Consider the following 17272-nt stretch of genomic DNA (forward strand, 5'->3'; position numbering starts at 1 on the left):
ACCGCGTCTACTGCCCGGCCGCATCGCGCCCGACCGGGTGATCGGCGTGCACGTCAACGGCGCGCTCGGCGAGTTCGTCGCGGAGGTCGACGACGACACCCGTGCCCGGCTCACCCCGATCGAGCTGGACCGTCTGCGCCGGGTCGGGGAGTTCATGCAGAACGAGTTCGGCTACATCGCCGTCCAGTCCACCCGCCCCGGGCTGATCGGCGCGATGACCGCCGACAGTCCTGTCGCACAACTCGCGTGGATGCTCGACAAGCTCCATGCCTGGAGCCAACCCGCCGAGATACCCGCCACCGACCTGCTCGGAGAGGAGTTCGTCTTCGCCAATGCCTCCCTCTACTGGTTCACCGCCACTGCGGGGTCGGCCGCGTACGTCGGCTATGCCCAGGACGAGGAGTAGGGGCAGGAGCCCGTGAACTCCGGCGTGCCCACCGCAGCCATCCAGTTCGCTCACGACATCGGACTGCGTCACCTCGCCGAAGCGAGCAGCACCATCGTCCGCTGGACCGACATCGACGACCGAGGCGGACACTTCGCCGCCCTCGAGCAACCCGACATCCTCGCCCACGACCTCCGCGCGTTCATCCGCGCGACCATCGACTGAGATCGGGGCACACGTGAATCCGGTCGCCGCTGATCTTCCATCGTCGTGGTTCCCACCCGCCGTCTGCCGTGGGCGACGTCCATGCCGGCGACGGTGTGAGGGAGCGAGCGTCCCGCTCAGCCGTTCCCCTCGTTCGCCCTCTCCCAGGCGCCCGTCCCCGCCAGACGCGGCAGCAGGGAAGCGCGCATCCTGTCGGAGGCGCGCGTGATGTGCTCCCGCAGCGCGGCGACCGCGCCGGGCATGTCGCGTGCGGCGCAGGCGGTCAGGATCGCCTCGTGCTCGCGATCGCTCGCGTCCCGATGGTGATCCGCTCCGGGGTAGGCGAAGCGATACCGTTCGCTGTTCTCCCACACCGGCTCGATCGCGTGCAGCATCCACGTGGAGCGGGCGCTGCGGTAGAGCGAGAAGTGGAACACCGTGTGCGCGCGTCGCGCGGCGATCGGATCACCGCGCCGCTCGCTCTCCAGGTAGTCGTCGAGGGCCGCGCGGGCACGCGTCGCGTCGTCGGGCGTGAACTTCTGCGCCGCCAACTCGATGGCGATGGTCTCGAGGGCGAGGCGCGTGTGCTGGGTGTCCTCGAAGTCCTCGAGCGAGATGTCGCGCACACGGGCGCCCTTGTGGGCCTCGATGACCACGAGTCCGAGGTTTTCCAACCGCCGCAGGCTCTCCCGCACGGGAGACAGGCTCATCTCCATCTCCTCCGCCAGCTCGACCAGCCGAAGCTGCTCACCCGGTCGGATGTCGCCCGACATGATCCGCTCGTACAGCACCGCGAGCGCCTGCTCGGCGAGTGTGCGCCGTGCGCTCGCCGAGGTCGGGACGAACTGCGCCGCCGCGCTCATTCGGCGTCCTCCGCCCAGGGGAGCAGCGCTTTCTCGACGAGCCCGATGCCGTAGAACAGGACGATGCTGAGCAGTGCGAGCAGGCCGATGGCGGCGAACGCGAGGGCGGTGTTCGCGCTCGCACCCGACTGCACGATGAGGTATCCGAGACCTTGGCTGGCTCCCACGAACTCTCCGATCACCGCACCGATGACCGCGAGCGTGATCGCGACCTTCAATCCGACGAAGATCTGCTGCGTCGCCCAGGGCAGGCGCACCAGGACGAAGGTCTGCAGACCGGTCGCACCGTTGGACTTGCCGAGCTCGACGAGCTCGGAGGGCGCGGAGCGCAGACCGGTGGCGGTGGAGATGACGATGGGGAAGAAGCACATCAGGAAGACCATGACGATCTTGGGGAGGATGCCGAACCCCATCCAGACCACGAGCAGCGGTGCGATGGCGACCTTCGGGATCGCGTTCACCGCGACCAGGAGCGGATACAGCGCGGTCTCGACGTACTTCGACGACGCCACGAGCATGCCGACGGGCACGGCCACGACGATCGCGAGCGCGAACCCGGCCAGCGCCTCGCTCAGCGTGACCCAGGCACCCTCCCACAGATAGCCCTGGAACTCGACGTACACCTCCGTGATCGCGATCGGCGAGGGAAGGATCAGCCTCGGCACGTCGAGCAGGTCCACGCTCACCTGCCAGATGAGCAGCAGCAGCAGGATGGTGGCGACCGGAAGGCCGATCTTGAGCGCGGTGCTCTGGACACCGAGCCGGCCGGGGCGCTTCGTCGTGACGGCGACGGTCATTCGAGCTCCTTCCTCATGAGCAGGTCGTGCAGGATACCGGAGTACCGTCCGATCTCGTCGGCCTGCTCGGCAGACAAGGATCGCGGTCGAGGCGCGTCGATCGGCAGCACGGTGTGGATCCGGCCGGGGCGCGGGGAGAGCACCACCACTCGGTCGGCCAGCAGCACGGCCTCCTCCACCGAGTGCGTCACGAACACCACCGTGGTCCCGGTCTCCATGTGCACGCGCTGCAACTCCTCGCTGAGCTCGGTGCGGGTGAGCGCGTCCAGCGCGGAGAAGGGCTCGTCCATCAGCAGCACCTCGGGCTCCGTGATCAGCGATCTCACCAGGGAGACGCGCTGCTGCATGCCGCCGGACAGCTCGTTCGGGCGGCGCTTCTCGAAACCTGCCAGTCCGACCAGCTCGAGCAGGTCGTGGGCGCGTTCGAGGTAGTCGCGACGTCGCAGCCCGCGCAGCTGGATGGGGAAGAGCACGTTGCCCAGCACGCTGCGCCACGGCAGGAGGGCGGACTTCTGGAACATGAACGAGACATCCCGGCGCGGGCGGGTCACCGGGGTTCCGGCGATGGTGACGGTGCCCTCGGTCGCGTGGTTGAGGCCGGCGACGGTCCTCAGGAGAGTCGACTTCCCGCAGCCCGATCGACCCACGAGAGCGACGAACTCGCCCTCGTGCACGTCGAGATCGATGTGGGAGAGGGCGTGCACCGTCCCCGATCCCGTGCTGAACACCTGCGAGACGTCGCTGACCTCGATCACGTCTACTCCTGGAGGTCGAAGGTCACGAGGTCATCGACGCCGACGCTGCCTTCCGGGATCGCGCCGACATCGACCAGCGTCGCCAGAGTGGCCTCGAGCCGGTCGGCGTCGAGCCTTCCGATGTCGCCGCTCGTGCCCACGTACTCGGACATGATCTCGACCTCCTGGGCCGCCACGTCCGCGTTCTGCGTCGGCTGGAACGTCACGAGGACCTCTCCCGTGAGCGCGGGATCGGCGACGGACGTCTCCAGACCCGCCAGAAGAGCGTCGACGAATGCGGCGGAGGCGTCCGGGTTCTCGGCGAGGAAGTCCTTGTTGACGATGAGCGCATTGCCGTAGAGATCGGGCAGCTCGGCCGCGTACGGGATGAACACCGCCTCGTCGTCGGGAAGAGCCGCCTGGATGAGCGGTTGTCCGACGGCGAGCTGACCGATGGTGTCGACCTGCCCGGACGCCAGCAGCTGTGGCAGAGCGGGCGGTGTCGACGACACGAACTGCACCTCGGTCGGATCGATGCCGGATGCGGTGGCCCAGGCGCGGAAGAGCGTCTCATTGACCGATCCGGGCTGGTCGGCGAACGACCTGCCGACGAGGTCCGCCGCGTCGGTGATCCCCGACGACGCGGTCGTCATCTGACCGGCGAGCGAGCTCTGGTGGATCGCGGCGACCGCGACGACGTCGAGCTCCTCCGACGCGAGCGAGACGGCGAGGGCGTTGATGTCCGCGATGCCGAAGTCGGCCTGCCCGCTGGCGATGAGCTTGATGACGTCGCCCGATCCCGTCCCCGGGGTCACCTCGACGTTCAGGTTCGCCTCGGCGAAGTACCCCTCCTCCTCCGCGACGTAGACGTACGCGTCACGACCGAAGGTGTTGAACGAGGTGAGATACCGGATGTCGGTGGGGTCGCCCGCCGGTGTCGCGCCGGCATCCGTGCCGGTGTCGGACGGGTCGCCGCCCGCGCATCCGGCGAGGAGAGCGAGCGACGCGGCGGCTGCGATGAGAGGGATGGTGCGCTTGTTCATGGGTGATGAACCTCCTTCGCTTCATCAAATACACTTTATAAAACCATCGGCAACTCTCCGCCGCAACGTTTACACGTGATTTACATGGCGGAACCTCCCGGACACGCCGCTGTGCCGACGCGCCCGTCGGCTCCGACGCGCCGGAGCCGGGCGAGTGCCGGTGGTCCCCGCCTCAGGCGAGGCTCTGTCGGAGATGCCCGGCGATGGCGTCGTAGACGGGGAGCACGGTGTCGCGGGGCGCGCCCAGGATGTTGAAGCCGTGCCCGACGTCGGACACGTCGATGTGCTCCCGCAGCGCGCCGGCCGCACGGAGCCGCTCGGCGTAGCGCACGGTCTCCTCCCGGAGGATGTCCTTCTGCGCGGTGACGACGAGTGCCGGGGCGATGCCGGACAGGTCGGCGGTGTCCGCGGGACCGGCGGGGGAGGCGAGCCGGTCCGCGCGTCGGGCGGTGTCGGGGCAGTACACGGTGTCGAAGATCGGTCCCATCCTGACCAGGAACGACTCCTTGCCCTCGGTCTTCTTGACCTTCGCGGGCACCGTCAGGTCCAGGGGCGGGTACATGAGCACCTGCAGCCGGATGGCGGGAGCGCCGCGCTCGAGGGCGAGTCGGGCGGTGCCCGCGGCGAGTGCGCCGCCGGCGGACTGCCCGCCGATGGCGAGCCGGCCACCGTCCCAGGGCCGGTCGGGGGCGGCGGCCCATACGGCGACGTCGTAGACCTGCTCGATCGGGCCGGGGAACCGCGACTGCGGGGCGGGCACGTAGTCGACGTTGACGACGGTGACCTCCGCATGCGCCGCGACGTAGCGGCACAGCGGGTCGTCCTGTTCGGGATGGCGGAGCACGAAGCCGCCGCCGTGCAGGTTGATGTACACCCCCCGGCCCGCCGAGCCGCCCGGGGGCAGGTACAGCACGGCGCGGAGGTCGCCGTGCCGGGTGGGTATCGTGATCTCCTCGGTCGTCGCCGGGATCTCCGCGAACGCGATCTCCGGCGCGAGGCGAGGGGATCCGGGGGCCTTCTGGATGAGCTTGGCCACGCCGTCGGCGAGCCACACAGGAAACGTCACGTCATTCCTTCCGATAGGTCGGTCATCGGGCGGTCCACCCTCGGCACTCGGGCCCGGCGGCCGGGTCGTGCCGGCTCCGCCGGTACGCTGACAGGATGCCTCGGTTGCCGGGTTCGACGAAGGACGCGATCGCGCATGCCGCGGTGAGACTGTTCGCCGAGCACGGGTACGCACGCACCTCGCTGCGGATGATCGCCGCCGAGGTGGGGGTGGACGCCGCGCTGGTGATCCGGCACTTCGGGTCGAAGGAACGGCTGTTCGTCGACTCGATGCGTCTGGATCTCACGTTCCAGGAGGTCCTCGACGGACCCGTCGAGGACCTCGGTCCGCGTCTGGTCGGGTTCCTCCTCGACGCCGACGACCGCGCCCGCGGCATCTTCCTCGCCCTGCTCCGCGCCAGCGACGTCGGGGAGATCGAGTCCGTCCTCCGCACGACCCACGAGAACGAGTTCGTCGCGCCCCTCCGGCGGCGGCTTCCCGGCGTCGACGCAGACCTGCGGGCACGCCTGGCGGCGGCGATGGTCGCGGGGCTCATGTACTCGCTGTGGGTCGTCGGCGATGAGGAGGTCGCCGAGGGGCAGCGGGAGGTGGTCGTTCTCCGGTACGGTGCGATACTGCAGAGCCTTCTCACCTCCTGATGCCGGTCCACGGAGAAAGTCAACATTGTTGACACTCTCTGCGCAACCACGGATAGTGGATGGATGGACATCGGAGTCGTCGACCCGGAACTGCACCGCGCCACGCGGAGGCTTCCCGTCCCCCCGGTGGCGAACCGGCTCGTGCGTTCCGCCGTGCGCTGGGCCGGTCGCCGTCTGCTGCCCGCGTATCGTGTCGACGGCGTGACCGTGCGCGACGTGCGGGACGGCGCGGTGCGCGTCCGCGTCTACGAGCCGGCCGCCAGGGCGAGCGACGCGGGCCTCGTGTGGGTGCACGGGGGCGGCCTCGTGATCGGATCCGCCAAGCAGGACGACCGCCTGTGCGCCGAGACGGCCGCCGCATGCGGCATCACCGTGGTGTCGGCCGAGTATCGTCTCGCGCCCGAAGCCCCGTTCCCCGCTGCGCTCGAGGACGTCGAGCATGCCTGGTCGTGGGTGCAGGCGAACGCCCGGTCGCTCGGGATCGATCCTGCCCGGGTGGTGATCGGCGGCGAGAGCGCGGGTGGCGGGATCGCCGCCTGCCTCGCCCAGCGGCTGTATGACGCCGGCGGGACCAGGCCGATCGCCCAGTGGCTGTTCGGCCCGATGCTCGACGACCGCACCGCGGCCCGGCGCGACCTCGACGCCCTCGACCACTGGGTGTGGAACAACCGGGCCAACCGGTTCGGGTGGGCCTCGTACCTCGGCACCGATCCCGGCGCACGGGACGTGCCTCCGTACGCCGTCGCCGCCCGTCGCGAGGACCTCGGCGGTCTTCCCGCCGCGTGGATCTGCGTCGGCGACATCGAGCTGTTCGCCTACGAGGTCCGCGCATACGCCGGACGGCTCCGCGACGCGGGCGTCGATGTCGTCCTCGATGTGATCCCCGGCGCCCCGCACGGATTCGAGAACTGGGCCGCTGACACAGGCCCGGCCCGGGCGCTCGTCGCGAGAGCCCACGCGTGGCTCGGGGATCATCTCGGGCCCGCGCGCGACGACGCCTCCGCATCGGCCCCGGACCGCCCCGCGACCCGCGGAACCGCACCATCCGACCAGGACCCGTACCCGTGACCGGGGAGAGGAAGCAGAGCATGCAGATCAGGAGCAAGACGTTCGTCGTCACCGGCGGCGGCAACGGGATCGGCCGCGAGGTCGTGCTGGCCCTCCTCACGCGCGGCGCCAGGGTCGCCGCCGTCGATCTGAGCGAGGCCGGCCTCGCCGAGACCGTCGCGCTCGCCCCTCAGGGCGCGCCGGTCACCGCGCACGCGCTCGACATCACCGATCGCGCCGCCGTCGAAAGGCTCCCGGACGAGGTCGTCGCGGCCCACGGTGCGGTGGACGGACTCGTGAACGTCGCGGGCATCGTCCACCGCTTCGCGCGCGTGCAGGATCTCTCCTTCGAGGAGATCGAACGCGTCGTCGGGGTGAACTTCTGGGGCACGGTCAACACCGTCAAGGCCTTCCTGCCCCGCCTCCTCAACCGGCCGGAGGCGAGCCTCGTCAACGTCTCCAGCATGGGCGCTCTCGCCCCGGTGCCCGGCCAGAGCGCCTACGGCGCCAGCAAGGCCGCTGTCAAGCTGCTCACCGAGGGCCTCTACGCGGAGCTTCGGGGGACCTCGGTCGCGGTCACCGTGGTCTTCCCCGGCGGCGTGGGCACCAACATCCTCGGCAACTCCGGCGTGACCCGGAACAGCCCCGCCGCATCCGGCGGCGAGCGCAAGCTCACGACCCCTCCCGATGCGGCCCGGCAGATCGTCGATGCCGTCGAGAAGGGCACCTTCCGGGTTCGGATCGGCGGCGACGCGCGCCTGCTCGACCGGTTGACCCGCCTGATCCCGCAGCGGGCGACCGCGCTGATCGCGGACCGGATGAAGTCCCTGCTGGACTGAGCCGCCCCGATGTCCTCGTCGATCGCCGGGGACCGGCCGCCGCCGGTCCGCGTCGTCATCGCGCCGGACTCGTTCAAAGGGTCGATCACCGCGGCCGCGGCGGCGTCCGCCCTCGCGCACGGCTGGCGTTCCGTCCGTCCCGACGATGAGCTCGTGCTGCGTCCGATGGCCGACGGGGGCGAGGGGACCCTCGACGCGTTCGCGACCGCCGTGCCCGGGGCGAGGCGCATCCCGCTCTCGGTCACGGGTCCGGAGGACACCCCGATCGAGACCGCCTGGCTCCTCCTCCCGCAGACCGACGCGGCGTCGAACGGCACCGGCGTCGTGGAGCTCGCGAGCACCTCGGGCATCGAGCTGCTCGGATCGCCGCCCCGCCTGCGCCCGCTCGACGCGCACACCCTCGGCCTCGGCGAGGCGATCGCCGCCGCGCTCGCCCACGGCGTCTCGCAGCTCGTCGTCGGCATCGGCGGCAGCGCCTCGACCGACGGCGGCGCGGGCCTGCTCACCGCGCTCGGCGCGCGACTGACGGATGCCGCGGATCGGCCCGTGCCGGCGGGCGGTCGAGGACTGGCCGACATCGCGCGCGTCGACCTGTCGGCGCTGCCGACGCCGCCGGCCGGCGGCGTGACGGTGCTCGGCGATGTGACGAACCCGCTGCTCGGGCCGACGGGGGCCGCGGTCGTCTTCGCTCCGCAGAAGGGTGCCGACCCGGCGGCCGTCATCGCGCTGGAGGCCGGCCTCGCACGCCTCGCGCGGTTCGTGGACGTGCCGCCCGGTTCGCCCGGTGCGGGAGCCGCCGGCGGCACCGGATTCGCGCTCCTCGCGTGGGGAGCGAGGATCGTCCCGGGTGCGTCGGCCGTCGCCGACCTCATCGGTCTCGGCGACGCGCTCGCCGGCGCGTCCGTCGTGCTCACCGGCGAGGGCTCGTTCGACGGGCAGTCGGCGGCAGGCAAGGTTCCCTCTCACGTCGCCGGGCTCGCCGCCGCGGCGGGCGTCCCGGCCGCGCTGGTCGCCGGCCGCATCGCGCCGGGCGCGCCGACGGACGGGTTCGCCGCATCCGTCTCGCTGACCGGCCTCGCGGGCTCCTCCGCCGCGGCGATGCGCGATCCCGCGCGCTGGATCGCGGCGGCCGCTGCGCGCCTCGCGGGGAAGGTCGGCGGCTCCCGTTGACGCGGAAGTCTCCGCTCTCGGCCCCTGAGCGAGGAGCGGCGCGACGAGACGAAGGGCAGCGACCGGGCTTCGTGCCGCCCCGTCAGAGGCGGTGAGAAGCTGGCTCGGCGGGACTCGGGCGAGGCCGCGCGGCGGTGCACCCGGCCGGCAGGCGGCGCGCCACTCGGCGTCGGCGACCGGGATGTCGCCGACGGCGGGCGCAGAGGACGCGCGTGACGCGGCGCCACAGGGGACGTACCCCTCGGGAAGCTCGTCCACGAGCAGGCCTGTACGCGGCCCGCCTTCCAGCACGTACATCCCGCGAATGTAACCGAGGCCCTCGCGCGCCCGAGAGGGGTCGCGCGCTCGCGGCCCGGATGCAGCAGGGGTGCCCGCCGGGCGTGCGTCGTCCGGGTGCGACCGCTAACGTGTAGGCCACGACGTGCCCGGTCTTGCGACCCGTGCGATGACGAAGGGATGCGGACATGGCCGATCCGGGAGCGCGCCAGCGCGCATCGAGAGCCGTGGAGCGGCTGAGGCTCGCGGAGGCGAGCCTGTCGCGACGCAGGCAGACGGCCTGCGGGCCGAGCGAGAACGCCCGTGCCGCGATGCGCTTCATCCTGGAACGCGCCGACCTCACCGAGACGGTGACCCCGCGTGCCGTCGCGGCGCACCTGGGGGTGTCGGCGGCGGCGGTGACCGGCATCCTCGACAAGCTGCACGCCGGTGGGATGATCACCTTCCACACCAACCCCGACGACCGGCGCAGCAAGCTGATCGTCCCGTTCGACCGATCGGCGGATGCCGACGACATCGACCCGCTGACCGCGAACATCAGGGACGCGTCGGACGAGCTCCCGCCCGAGGTCGCGGACGCTGTCGCCGAGTTCATCGAGCGCATCACGCGCTCGGTCGACTCCGAATGCCGCTGACCCGAAAGTCCTCACGCTTCGTCTCGCTGCGCTCGCTCAGCGACCGGACTTTCGCGCCCCACAGAGCGTCCCGCAGGGGCGCGGAGAAGCTGATGCGAATGTCTCCCTCTCGGTCCCTGGGCGAGGAGCACGGCTCCGCGACGAAGGGCAGCGATCGGGCTTTCGCCAGCCCACGGAGCGCTTTCGCATCCTTCGTCGGCTGATCAGCGAGCCGGGCCGCTGATCAGCGCTGGTCGCCGTGGGGCTCCGGGCCGACGGTGAGGCCGTTCGGGCCGTTCGCCTCCGACATCAGCGCGTCGATCCACTCCCGGTTCAGAGCGGGATTGCGGCTGCCGTAGAACGTGAAGACGAGGGCCACCGCCGGATGGATCCAGAGGCTGCGCGTGCCCATGCCGTTCGGGTCGGGGACGTGGAACGCGAACGGCTCGCCGCGGCGCAGCTTGTTCATGAAGACGATGCGCAGATGCGCGAGGGTGCGGTCCTCGATGTCGAAAGACTGCGACCCCGCATCGTAAAGCAACTGTCCCACGCGCCCACACTACGCCGGATCCTTTCCTTAACTAAGTCTGGTTAACCCGGTTAACTATTCCTCTCGGCGTTCGCGCCCGCGCGGGCGAAGAGCCGCGGCACGACGACCCAGAGCGCCGCGACCACGACGACCCCCGCGATGGCCGCGGCGACACCCGCCGGACGGCTCACGGCGACATCGAAGACGAGCGTCGTCACGCCGACGCTCAACAGCCCGATGACGATCAGATCGGCGGTGACGATGCGCGCGGCGACGGCCACGAGGCGGGGTTTGCGGCGACGGGCGAAGTAGGTGCGGTGCAGGGCGACGGGCGCAAGAGCGAGAAGCGACGAGAACGCGGCGAGCGCCACGAGGGTGACGTAGAGGCCGACCTGCCACGCATCGAGATCGGCGAAGCGGGGCTGGAACGCGACCGCGAGGAGGAACCCGGTGAGGATCTGCGCGCCGGTCTGCATGACGCGCAGCTCCTGCATGAGCTCGTCCCAGTTGCGGTCCGCCCGCTCGTTGACGCTCTCGCGCCGGCCGTCGCCGGGAAGAGCGTCGTCGGCGGGCGTGGGCGACCGGTCCATCGGGTGCTCCTGTCGAGGTCGCGGGTGAGGGGCACTCGGGGGCGGTCGACGCGCCCCGGGGCGAAATAGATCTAGCAGATCCCGCCACCGGGTGCCAGTCCCCCCGATCGTCGGGTCGCGTTGGCGATGATCGTCTCCAGACCCCGACGATTGGAGCTCGGATGGTGCACGCCGCTCGCTCGACCCGGCCCGACATCGACGCGATGCCGCCCACGGAGCCCCTCACCCTCCCGATCATCGAAGCCGTGCCCGCGCCGTCCCGCGCCGTCTGGATCCAGGTCGAATCGGGGCTGCACGTGGCCAACACGGACGCCGCCTTCGTCGGCACCGTCACCGTCACCGGTGCGGGCTTCGAGACGATGGACGGCGCCGGACGCCGCCGTGGCACCTTCGTCAGCCTCGACGCCGCCAAGGGTGCGCTCGAGGCCTGCGCCGATGCGTTCGTCCCGGCCCGCCGCTCCGGCCTGCGGCTCGCTCGCCCCGGTGGCGTAGGGGCCTCGCCTCGGCGGCGGCCTGAGGATGCGGCATCCGCCGGCCGGTCAGGCGGACGTGGTGAGGAACGCCTCGTAGTCGCGGCGCGAGAGGTCGGCGTAGGCGTACGCCCAGGCGATCAGGGCGTCACCGAGCACGCGTCCGCTGCCGACGTAGCCGGTGATCTCCGCGGCCCGCGCCGACTGGCCGTGTGCGCGTGCGAGAGTGACCGCGCATGCCTGCGCGTAGGTCGAGAACGGGCCGTCCTCGAGCGTCTCCGCATCGATCCCGCCCTTCATGTCGTGGAACTGCCGCACGTGCAGATCGGTGCCCTCGGAGCGGAGGCAGCCGAGCAAGGGATCCGACGTGGCGCTGCAGCATCCGCTGCAGCGCCACGACCCGTCCGCCCTGGCCGTGCGCGGCGACGTGGTCGCCGAGCCCCCGCGGCTGCTCGATCCCGCCGTACTGCTCGAGCACGCTCGCGCCCGCCTCCTTGGACTGCATGACGAGCGCGTTGCCGTCTCCGTCCTGCAGCAGCACGAGCGCGCAGCGGGTGCCGACGCCGCCGACGCCCACGACGCGGCGCGCGACGTCGGCCACCGTGTACGCGCCGATCAGCTGGTGGACGTCGGCCTGCGCGGATGCGGCGTACCGCCCGATGAACTCGTGCACCCGCCGTTCGATCTCCGGCTCGCCGTGCATCATCGTGGGCGGGTTCTCGACGAACACCAGGCGTCCGCCGGGGCCCGCCGTGGTGAGCTTCCGCGCCGCGCGCTCGCCGGTGCGCTTGCGGGCGTCGCGGATCGCGGTCTGCAACACCTTGCGGGAGGCCGCATCCATCCGGCCGATGCCGGTCTCGGCGTCCAGGTGCGAGAAATAGCGTGCGGTCGGCGACAGGGCGATGCTCGCCGACATGGCGCTCGCGTACGCGCGCACGGCGGAGCGGGCCGCATCCGTCGTCGCGCTCTCGTCGCGGGATGTGGCCAGGCCCGCGACCACGATGCTCGCGATCAGGCGCTTCAGATCCCACTCCCACGGGGCCCACGCCGCCTCGTCGAAGTCGTTCGGGTCGAACACGACCGCGCGCTGGGGCGACGCGTAGAACCGAAGTTGGCGACGCCCAGGGGGCCGTGCGAAGAGTCGGTCATGCGCATGCGCTCATTGTGCACCGTCGGGATCCGGTGTCGCCGTCGCGGCGGCGACCGCACCCACCGGCCGCGGCCGGCCGAGGCTCAGCGCACCTGCGCCATGCGCCTGTCGCCGTCCGGCGCGAACACGTGCACGGCGTCGCGCTCGAGCGGCCGCCACGTCGACCCGTCCGCACGGGGTGACAGGTCGACGCCGGTCGTCGCGACCACCCGTGCCCCGGTCGGCCGCAGTGTCGTCCACAGCGCGTTGTATCCGGCATCGTGTCCCGGCGGCAGCTGGGCCCCGCCCCGCGCGGCGAGCGCCGCGAGCGGGGGGCCGACGGTGCCCGGCGCGTGCACCACGACGAGCTCCCCCCGCGCGACGAGCATCGCGTTCAGGCAGGCCTCGGGATAGAGCTCGCGCATCCGGGCGACGCCCGCGGCCACAGACGTCTCGATCGACGCGGTGCGGGGGCCGCGCAGCCCGCGGCGCAGCAGGGCGAAGTACACCTCGCTGTCGGTCGTGCCCCGCAGCGCCCGCCGCTCGGGTGCGCGCAGCCGCTGCTCGGCCCGCTCGCGCGGCACGAGTGCGCCGTTGTGCGCGAACGCCATCCCGTCGCCCGCGAAGGGCTGCAGGTTCTCGGGCGACACCCCGGTGCCGCTGCTCGCGAAGCGCAGGTACGCGAGCGCGGTCGTGGCGGGGGCGCCGGCCGCCCGAGACAGAGACGCGGGCGCGTCGCGGAGCCCCGTGTCGAGCACGGGAGGGGCGCTGGGCCCGGTCGCCCACGCGTATCCCCAGCCGTCGCGGTGCAGCCGCGCGAGCGAGAGGAACGACCGCAGGAGAGGTTCGCCGAGCGCGGTGCTCGCGGGGAGCGCGTGCGGCGAGACGTAGGCGAGCATGCGAGACACGGCGACCTCAGTATTGGATCCATATATGTTACGTTTGGATCCTACCTAGCTCCGGGAAGGCCCATGAACTCGATCCCCACGGCGGACTCCTCGTCGCCGGCGTCCGAAGCCCCGTCGCGGCGGATAGACGTCGCCGGGGAGCGGGCGCAGACCACCGGCTCCCGTAACACCCGGCACTTCAACGCAGCGGGCTCCGCCCTGCCCTCGATCGACGTCGTGGCGACGGTCGTCGAGCACCTGCGGCGCGAGGAGTCGATGGGCGGATACGAGGCCGCGGCGGAGGTGAGGCCGCGCATCGAGGCCGTCTACGACGCGGCGGCGCGTCTCATCGGCGCCGAGAGCCGCGAGATCGCCCTGCTCGACAGCGCCTCCACAGGGCTCCGTGTGATCCTTGACGCGCTCCGCCCTCGGGAGGGGGCGAGGGTCATCGCCTCGCGCAGCACCTATGTCAGCCATGCGCTGCACCTGATGACGCTGGCGCGGGAGGAGAACGTGCGACTCGAGATCGCGTCGGTCGGGGCGGACCGGCGGGTCGATCTCGAGGCGCTCGAGAGGACGCTCGCCGACGGGCCGCCCGCGATCGTCACCGTCGCCCATCTGCCGACCTCGTCGGGGCTCGTCGAGCCCGTCGCCGAGATCGGCGCACTGGTGAGGGCGCACGGCGGGTTCTACGTGCTCGACGCCACGCAGTCGGTCGGCCACCTCGACACCGACGTCGCCGAGATCGGGTGCGACGTGCTCGTGACCACGGGGCGCAAGTTCCTGCGCGCCCCCCGCGGCACCGGCTTCGCGTACATCGCCTCGGACGTGCTCGATCGCCTCCTGCCGACCGCGCCCGACGTGCGGGCGTCGCAGTGGACGGCCGAGGGGGACTGGCAGGTCGACGGATCGGCGCGTCGCTTCGAGACCTGGGAGGCCGCGATCGCCGGGCGCCTCGGGCTCGGCGTCGCCATCGACCAGGCGCTCGGTCGCGGCATGCCCGCGACAGAGGAGTGGCTCAGCGCCGCGGGCCGGTCGCTGCGCGCGGCGCTCGACGAGGTCGACGGCGTGACCGTCACCGAGCCGGTCGACACCGCATCCGCGATCGTCACGTTCGTCGTCGACGGGGTCGAGGCGGGCGAGGTCGTCTCCGAGCTCGCCGCCCGCCGCGTGCGACTGGTGTCGGTGCCGGCGACCCACGGCCAATGGGACCTCGGCGATCGCGGCATCCAGGCGGTCGTGCGGGCATCGATCCACGTCTACAACGACGAGAATGACATGGCGGCGCTCGTCGAATGCGTGACGGACATCGCGCGCGCGCGGCGGGCAGGAGCGGCATGAGCACGGTCGGGACCGGCGAGACGACCTCGACCGACGTGGTCGTGCTCGGCCTCGGCGTGCACGGGAGCGCCGCCGCGGCGAGTCTCGCCCGTCGCGGACACCGGGTCGTCGGGATCGAGCGGTTCGCCGCCGGTCACGCGCGCGGCTCGTCGCACGGACGCACCCGCATGATCCGGCGCGCCTACCCGAACCCGGTGTGGAACCCGTTCGTCGCGCAGGCCTACGCCGCATGGGAGGAGCTGGAGCGCGAGAGCGGGACGACGCTCGTGCACCGCACCGGAGGCGTGTACGCGCACGAGGGCGCGTCGCAGCTGCAGGGGCCCGACTGCATCGCGCTCGTCTCGCCCGAGGAGGTCGCCGAACGGATGCCGGGACTTCGCATCCCCGACGGCTACAGCGCCGTCTACGACCCGAGCGCGGGCGTGCTCGAGGCCGAGGCGGCGCTCGCGGCCCTCCGGTCCAGCGCGGCGGGAAATCGTGCGGACCTGCGGTTCGGCGAGCGCGTCGAGGGATGGGACACGACCGCGCACGGGGTCGTCGTGCGCACCGACCGCGGCGAGATCCGGGCCGAGCGACTGGTCGTGGCCGCCGGACCCTGGGCGGGCAGCATCCTTCCCGCCCTCGCCCCGCTCGTAGAGGTGTGGCGCATCCTCACCCTCACCGTCGCCCCCGGTCAGGCGGTGGCGACGCCGCCGCAGCTCGGCTCGTTCTCGGTCGACCGGGCCGAGGGACTCGTCTTCGGCATCCCCGATGCGGCCGGCAACGGTTTCAAGCTCGGCATCGACGCGGGGGCCGTCTGGGACCCCGAGGTCCCCGTCGCCCCGGCCGCGCCCGACGAGATCGACGGCATGCGGGCGCTGATGTCCCGGTACGTGCCGGGCATCGACACGTCCGCGACCGAGGCCGCCGCGTGCCTCTACACGATGACCGACGACAAGCGCTTCGTGATCGGCGCGCTCTCGGGCACCCCCGAGGTCATCGCGGTCTCGGCCTGCTCGGGCCACGGGTTCAAGTTCGGCGCGGCCGTCGGCGACGCGGTGGCCGACCTGTACGAGGGCGATCCCCGCACCGACCTGGACTTCGTCTCCACGGCGAGAAGGGGCCTCTGACATGGCCGTCGCTCTCGCCGCTCCGCACCGCGAGGCCGTCGCCGCCGGCCAGCGCGCCGTCGCGGACGGGGGCAACGCCCTCGACGCGGCGCTCGCGGCGGCCGTCATGCTCACGGTGGTCTACCCCCATCAGTGCGCGCTCGGAGGCGACCTCATCGCCCTCGTCCGCGACCCCGACGGCGCCACCACGGCCGTGATCGCGGCGGGCACGGCACCGGCGGCGATCGACTCCGTCGCGGGCGGATGGTCGGCGGTGCCCCGACAGGGCGCCCACTCGGTCACCGTGCCGGGGATGGTCGCCGGCTGGCAGGCGATCGCCGCCCGGGGCTCCGTCCGTGGTCTCGCGGGCGCGTTCCGCGGCGCCGCCGACACCGCACGCCGCGGCTCGCCGGTGAGCGCGGGCCTCGCCCGGGCGATCGAGTCCCGGGCGGACGCCGTGGCCGACGACCCGGGGCTGGGCTCCGTGTTCGCCCCCGCCGGCGCACGCCTCGGCGAGGGCGACTCGTTCGTACAGCCCGCGCTCGCCGCGACCATGGATCGACTCGCCGACGACCCCGACGACTTCTACCGGGGTCTCACCGCGTCGCATCTCGTGGCGGCGCTGCAGCGTGCCGGCGGCGTGCACGCGCCGGAGGACTTCGCCTCGTTCGCCGTCGAGGTCGTGCCGGCGCTGTCGGTCGCGGCCGGCGGCCGCACCTGGTCGGTCGCGCCGCCCCCCTCGGCCGGGGCGCTCATCCCCGGCGTCGTCGCCGCGGCTCTCGACGAGTCCGGTGACGCGGATGCGGCGCGCCTGGTCGAAGCGAGCGTCCGGGGCGTCGCCGCGCGCGGCGCCCACCTTGGCGATCCGCGCGGCACCGCCGTCGACGTGTCGGCCCTCCTCGACCTCGCCGCCCCGGACCGCGTCACGACGCGGCTCGAGTCGAGGGCGAGCGGAGACACGGCGGCGGTCGTGGCGACCGACGACGAGGGTTGGGCCGTCACGATCGTGCAGAGCGTGTACTTCACGTTCGGGTCGGGCCTGCTCGACCCCGAGACGGGCGTGCTGTTCCACAACCGCGGCGGCGCGTTCACGGTCGACCCCGGCTCGCCCGCCCGCATCCGCGCCGGCGCCCGCCCGCCCCACACGCTCTGCCCGCTGATCATCGACGGCGCGGCGGCGACGATCGTCGCCGGGTGCCAGGGCGGTCGCGCGCAGCCGTGGATCCTCGCGCAGCTGTTCGCCGACCCGGCCTCGACGCTCGCCCCGCTCGATCGTGTGCTCGCCGCACCCCGGTGGGTCGTCGGCGACGTCGACCTCGGGTTCGATCGCCTGACCCTGGCGGCCGAGCCCGGGCTGCCGTCGGGGGTGATCGCCGCCGCGCATGCCGCGGGAATCGCGACCGCAGACCTTCCCGCGCACGCCGATGTCGCGGGGCACGTGCAGCTCGTCCGTCGCGGCGGCACCGGCCTCGACGCCGCGAGCGATCCCCGAGCCGACGGCGTCGGCATCGTCGTCTGATGCGAGAATCCCGGGGCGGGATCTCCCCATCATCCTTGAACGT

General features: G+C 72.3%; 19 protein-coding genes and 1 pseudogene. 10 read left to right on the forward strand and 10 right to left on the reverse strand.

Annotated features, from left to right (window positions below):
- Positions 1-37: 37 nt before the first annotated feature.
- Positions 38-406 (forward strand): hypothetical protein, encoded by a 369-nt coding sequence (locus GVL03_RS09330; RefSeq protein ID WP_159500720.1) that lies wholly within the window; start codon positions 38-40, stop codon positions 404-406.
- Between the two features lie 12 nt (positions 407-418).
- A complete protein-coding gene (locus GVL03_RS09335) occupies positions 419-610 on the forward strand; it encodes a hypothetical protein (RefSeq protein ID WP_159500721.1) in 192 nt (63 codons plus the stop codon).
- A gap of 116 nt (positions 611-726) precedes the next feature.
- Here GVL03_RS09335 and GVL03_RS09340 read toward each other — a convergent pair whose 3' ends face one another.
- The 5 genes from GVL03_RS09340 to GVL03_RS09360 all read right to left on the reverse strand — a co-directional run bounded on the left by GVL03_RS09340 (position 727) and on the right by GVL03_RS09360 (position 5092).
- The gene (locus tag GVL03_RS09340) at positions 727-1452 is read right to left on the reverse strand and encodes a GntR family transcriptional regulator (RefSeq protein WP_159500722.1); all 726 of its coding nucleotides are present in this window, start codon (positions 1450-1452) and stop codon (positions 727-729) included.
- Positions 1449-2249: an ABC transporter permease gene (locus tag GVL03_RS09345; RefSeq protein ID WP_159500723.1), complete on the reverse strand. Its 801-nt coding sequence runs from the start codon at positions 2247-2249 to the stop codon at positions 1449-1451. Before GVL03_RS09345 ends, GVL03_RS09340 begins: the two co-directional genes overlap by 4 nt.
- Complete coding sequence (locus GVL03_RS09350) at positions 2246-3004, reverse strand: ABC transporter ATP-binding protein (protein WP_159500724.1); 759 nt, start codon at positions 3002-3004, stop codon at positions 2246-2248. Before GVL03_RS09350 ends, GVL03_RS09345 begins: the two co-directional genes overlap by 4 nt.
- Before the next feature lie 2 nt (positions 3005-3006).
- Positions 3007-4026 carry an ABC transporter substrate-binding protein gene (locus GVL03_RS09355; RefSeq protein WP_159500725.1) on the reverse strand — a complete coding sequence of 340 codons (1020 nt, stop codon included), beginning with the start codon at positions 4024-4026 and terminating at the stop codon, positions 3007-3009.
- 172 nt (positions 4027-4198) lie between these two features.
- The gene (locus GVL03_RS09360; protein WP_200847124.1) at positions 4199-5092 is read right to left on the reverse strand and encodes an alpha/beta hydrolase fold domain-containing protein; all 894 of its coding nucleotides are present in this window, start codon (positions 5090-5092) and stop codon (positions 4199-4201) included.
- A 95-nt stretch (positions 5093-5187) separates the two neighbouring features.
- Here GVL03_RS09360 and GVL03_RS09365 point away from each other — a divergent pair, with 95 nt between their 5' ends.
- The 5 genes from GVL03_RS09365 to GVL03_RS09385 all read left to right on the forward strand — a co-directional run bounded on the left by GVL03_RS09365 (position 5188) and on the right by GVL03_RS09385 (position 9697).
- Positions 5188-5730, forward strand: a complete 543-nt coding sequence (locus tag GVL03_RS09365; RefSeq protein ID WP_159500726.1) for a TetR/AcrR family transcriptional regulator — start codon at positions 5188-5190, stop codon at positions 5728-5730.
- Positions 5731-5793: 63 nt separating this feature from the next.
- Entirely contained in the window at positions 5794-6798 is a 1005-nt protein-coding gene (locus tag GVL03_RS09370) for an alpha/beta hydrolase (protein ID WP_159500727.1), read from the forward strand.
- Positions 6799-6818: 20 nt separating this feature from the next.
- The gene (locus GVL03_RS09375; RefSeq protein WP_159500728.1) at positions 6819-7616 is read left to right on the forward strand and encodes an SDR family oxidoreductase; all 798 of its coding nucleotides are present in this window, start codon (positions 6819-6821) and stop codon (positions 7614-7616) included.
- 9 nt (positions 7617-7625) lie between these two features.
- Entirely contained in the window at positions 7626-8786 is a 1161-nt protein-coding gene (locus GVL03_RS09380) for a glycerate kinase (protein ID WP_159500729.1), read from the forward strand.
- 464 nt (positions 8787-9250) lie between these two features.
- A complete protein-coding gene (locus GVL03_RS09385; protein ID WP_159500730.1) occupies positions 9251-9697 on the forward strand; it encodes a MarR family transcriptional regulator in 447 nt (148 codons plus the stop codon).
- 223 nt (positions 9698-9920) lie between these two features.
- On the opposite strand, the gene GVL03_RS09390 is transcribed toward GVL03_RS09385, so the two are convergent.
- The 5 genes and pseudogenes from GVL03_RS09390 to GVL03_RS09405 all read right to left on the reverse strand — a co-directional run bounded on the left by GVL03_RS09390 (position 9921) and on the right by GVL03_RS09405 (position 13293).
- Positions 9921-10226, reverse strand: a complete 306-nt coding sequence (locus tag GVL03_RS09390) for an ATP-dependent DNA ligase (RefSeq protein WP_159500731.1) — start codon at positions 10224-10226, stop codon at positions 9921-9923.
- 50 nt (positions 10227-10276) lie between these two features.
- Positions 10277-10795 carry a DUF6328 family protein gene (locus tag GVL03_RS09395; protein ID WP_159500732.1) on the reverse strand — a complete coding sequence of 173 codons (519 nt, stop codon included), beginning with the start codon at positions 10793-10795 and terminating at the stop codon, positions 10277-10279.
- Positions 10796-11334: 539 nt separating this feature from the next.
- On the reverse strand, positions 11335-11565 hold the full coding sequence (locus GVL03_RS22305; RefSeq protein WP_373683835.1) for a DUF2252 family protein: 231 nt from the start codon (positions 11563-11565) through the stop codon (positions 11335-11337).
- Positions 11566-11632: 67 nt separating this feature from the next.
- A pseudogene (locus GVL03_RS09400) lies at positions 11633-12364 on the reverse strand (DUF2252 family protein); the annotation flags it as partial.
- A gap of 134 nt (positions 12365-12498) precedes the next feature.
- Positions 12499-13293, reverse strand: coding sequence for a class II glutamine amidotransferase (locus GVL03_RS09405; RefSeq protein ID WP_235038100.1), 795 nt, complete (start codon positions 13291-13293; stop codon positions 12499-12501).
- Between the two features lie 72 nt (positions 13294-13365).
- Between GVL03_RS09405 and GVL03_RS09410 the strand changes: the two genes are divergently transcribed.
- Genes GVL03_RS09410 through GVL03_RS09420 form a run of 3 tightly spaced genes read left to right on the forward strand, consistent with a single transcriptional unit; the run spans position 13366 to position 17229 of the window.
- Positions 13366-14622, forward strand: a complete 1257-nt coding sequence (locus GVL03_RS09410) for an aminotransferase class V-fold PLP-dependent enzyme (protein ID WP_159500734.1) — start codon at positions 13366-13368, stop codon at positions 14620-14622.
- Positions 14619-15731 (forward strand): N-methyl-L-tryptophan oxidase, encoded by a 1113-nt coding sequence (gene solA / locus GVL03_RS09415; protein ID WP_159500735.1) that lies wholly within the window; start codon positions 14619-14621, stop codon positions 15729-15731. The genes GVL03_RS09410 and solA overlap by 4 nt, the downstream gene beginning before the upstream one ends.
- 1 nt (position 15732) lies before the next feature.
- Positions 15733-17229: a gamma-glutamyltransferase gene (locus GVL03_RS09420; protein WP_159500736.1), complete on the forward strand. Its 1497-nt coding sequence runs from the start codon at positions 15733-15735 to the stop codon at positions 17227-17229.
- The last annotated feature ends 43 nt before the right edge of the window (positions 17230-17272 follow it).

It is taken from the genome of Microbacterium sp. 18062 (assembly GCF_902706225.1).
Classification (GTDB): domain Bacteria; phylum Actinomycetota; class Actinomycetes; order Actinomycetales; family Microbacteriaceae; genus Microbacterium.

What these genes read in the sequence shown, in the direction of transcription:
- GVL03_RS09375 (WP_159500728.1), top strand. Translation starts at nt 6,819, where the DNA reads ATGCAGATCAGGAGCAAGACGTTCGTCGTCACCGGCGGCGGCAACGGG.
- GVL03_RS09345 (WP_159500723.1), bottom strand. Translation starts at nt 2,249, where the DNA reads ATGACCGTCGCCGTCACGACGAAGCGCCCCGGCCGGCTCGGTGTCCAG.
- GVL03_RS09420 (WP_159500736.1), top strand. Translation starts at nt 15,733, where the DNA reads ATGGCCGTCGCTCTCGCCGCTCCGCACCGCGAGGCCGTCGCCGCCGGC.
- GVL03_RS22305 (WP_373683835.1), bottom strand. Translation starts at nt 11,565, where the DNA reads ATGAAGGGCGGGATCGATGCGGAGACGCTCGAGGACGGCCCGTTCTCG.
- GVL03_RS09395 (WP_159500732.1), bottom strand. Translation starts at nt 10,795, where the DNA reads ATGGACCGGTCGCCCACGCCCGCCGACGACGCTCTTCCCGGCGACGGC.
- solA (WP_159500735.1), top strand. Translation starts at nt 14,619, where the DNA reads ATGAGCACGGTCGGGACCGGCGAGACGACCTCGACCGACGTGGTCGTG.
- GVL03_RS09405 (WP_235038100.1), bottom strand. Translation starts at nt 13,293, where the DNA reads ATGCTCGCCTACGTCTCGCCGCACGCGCTCCCCGCGAGCACCGCGCTC.
- GVL03_RS09410 (WP_159500734.1), top strand. Translation starts at nt 13,366, where the DNA reads ATGAACTCGATCCCCACGGCGGACTCCTCGTCGCCGGCGTCCGAAGCC.
- GVL03_RS09355 (WP_159500725.1), bottom strand. Translation starts at nt 4,026, where the DNA reads ATGAACAAGCGCACCATCCCTCTCATCGCAGCCGCCGCGTCGCTCGCT.
- GVL03_RS09365 (WP_159500726.1), top strand. Translation starts at nt 5,188, where the DNA reads ATGCCTCGGTTGCCGGGTTCGACGAAGGACGCGATCGCGCATGCCGCG.
- GVL03_RS09380 (WP_159500729.1), top strand. Translation starts at nt 7,626, where the DNA reads ATGTCCTCGTCGATCGCCGGGGACCGGCCGCCGCCGGTCCGCGTCGTC.
- GVL03_RS09370 (WP_159500727.1), top strand. Translation starts at nt 5,794, where the DNA reads ATGGACATCGGAGTCGTCGACCCGGAACTGCACCGCGCCACGCGGAGG.
- GVL03_RS09340 (WP_159500722.1), bottom strand. Translation starts at nt 1,452, where the DNA reads ATGAGCGCGGCGGCGCAGTTCGTCCCGACCTCGGCGAGCGCACGGCGC.
- GVL03_RS09385 (WP_159500730.1), top strand. Translation starts at nt 9,251, where the DNA reads ATGGCCGATCCGGGAGCGCGCCAGCGCGCATCGAGAGCCGTGGAGCGG.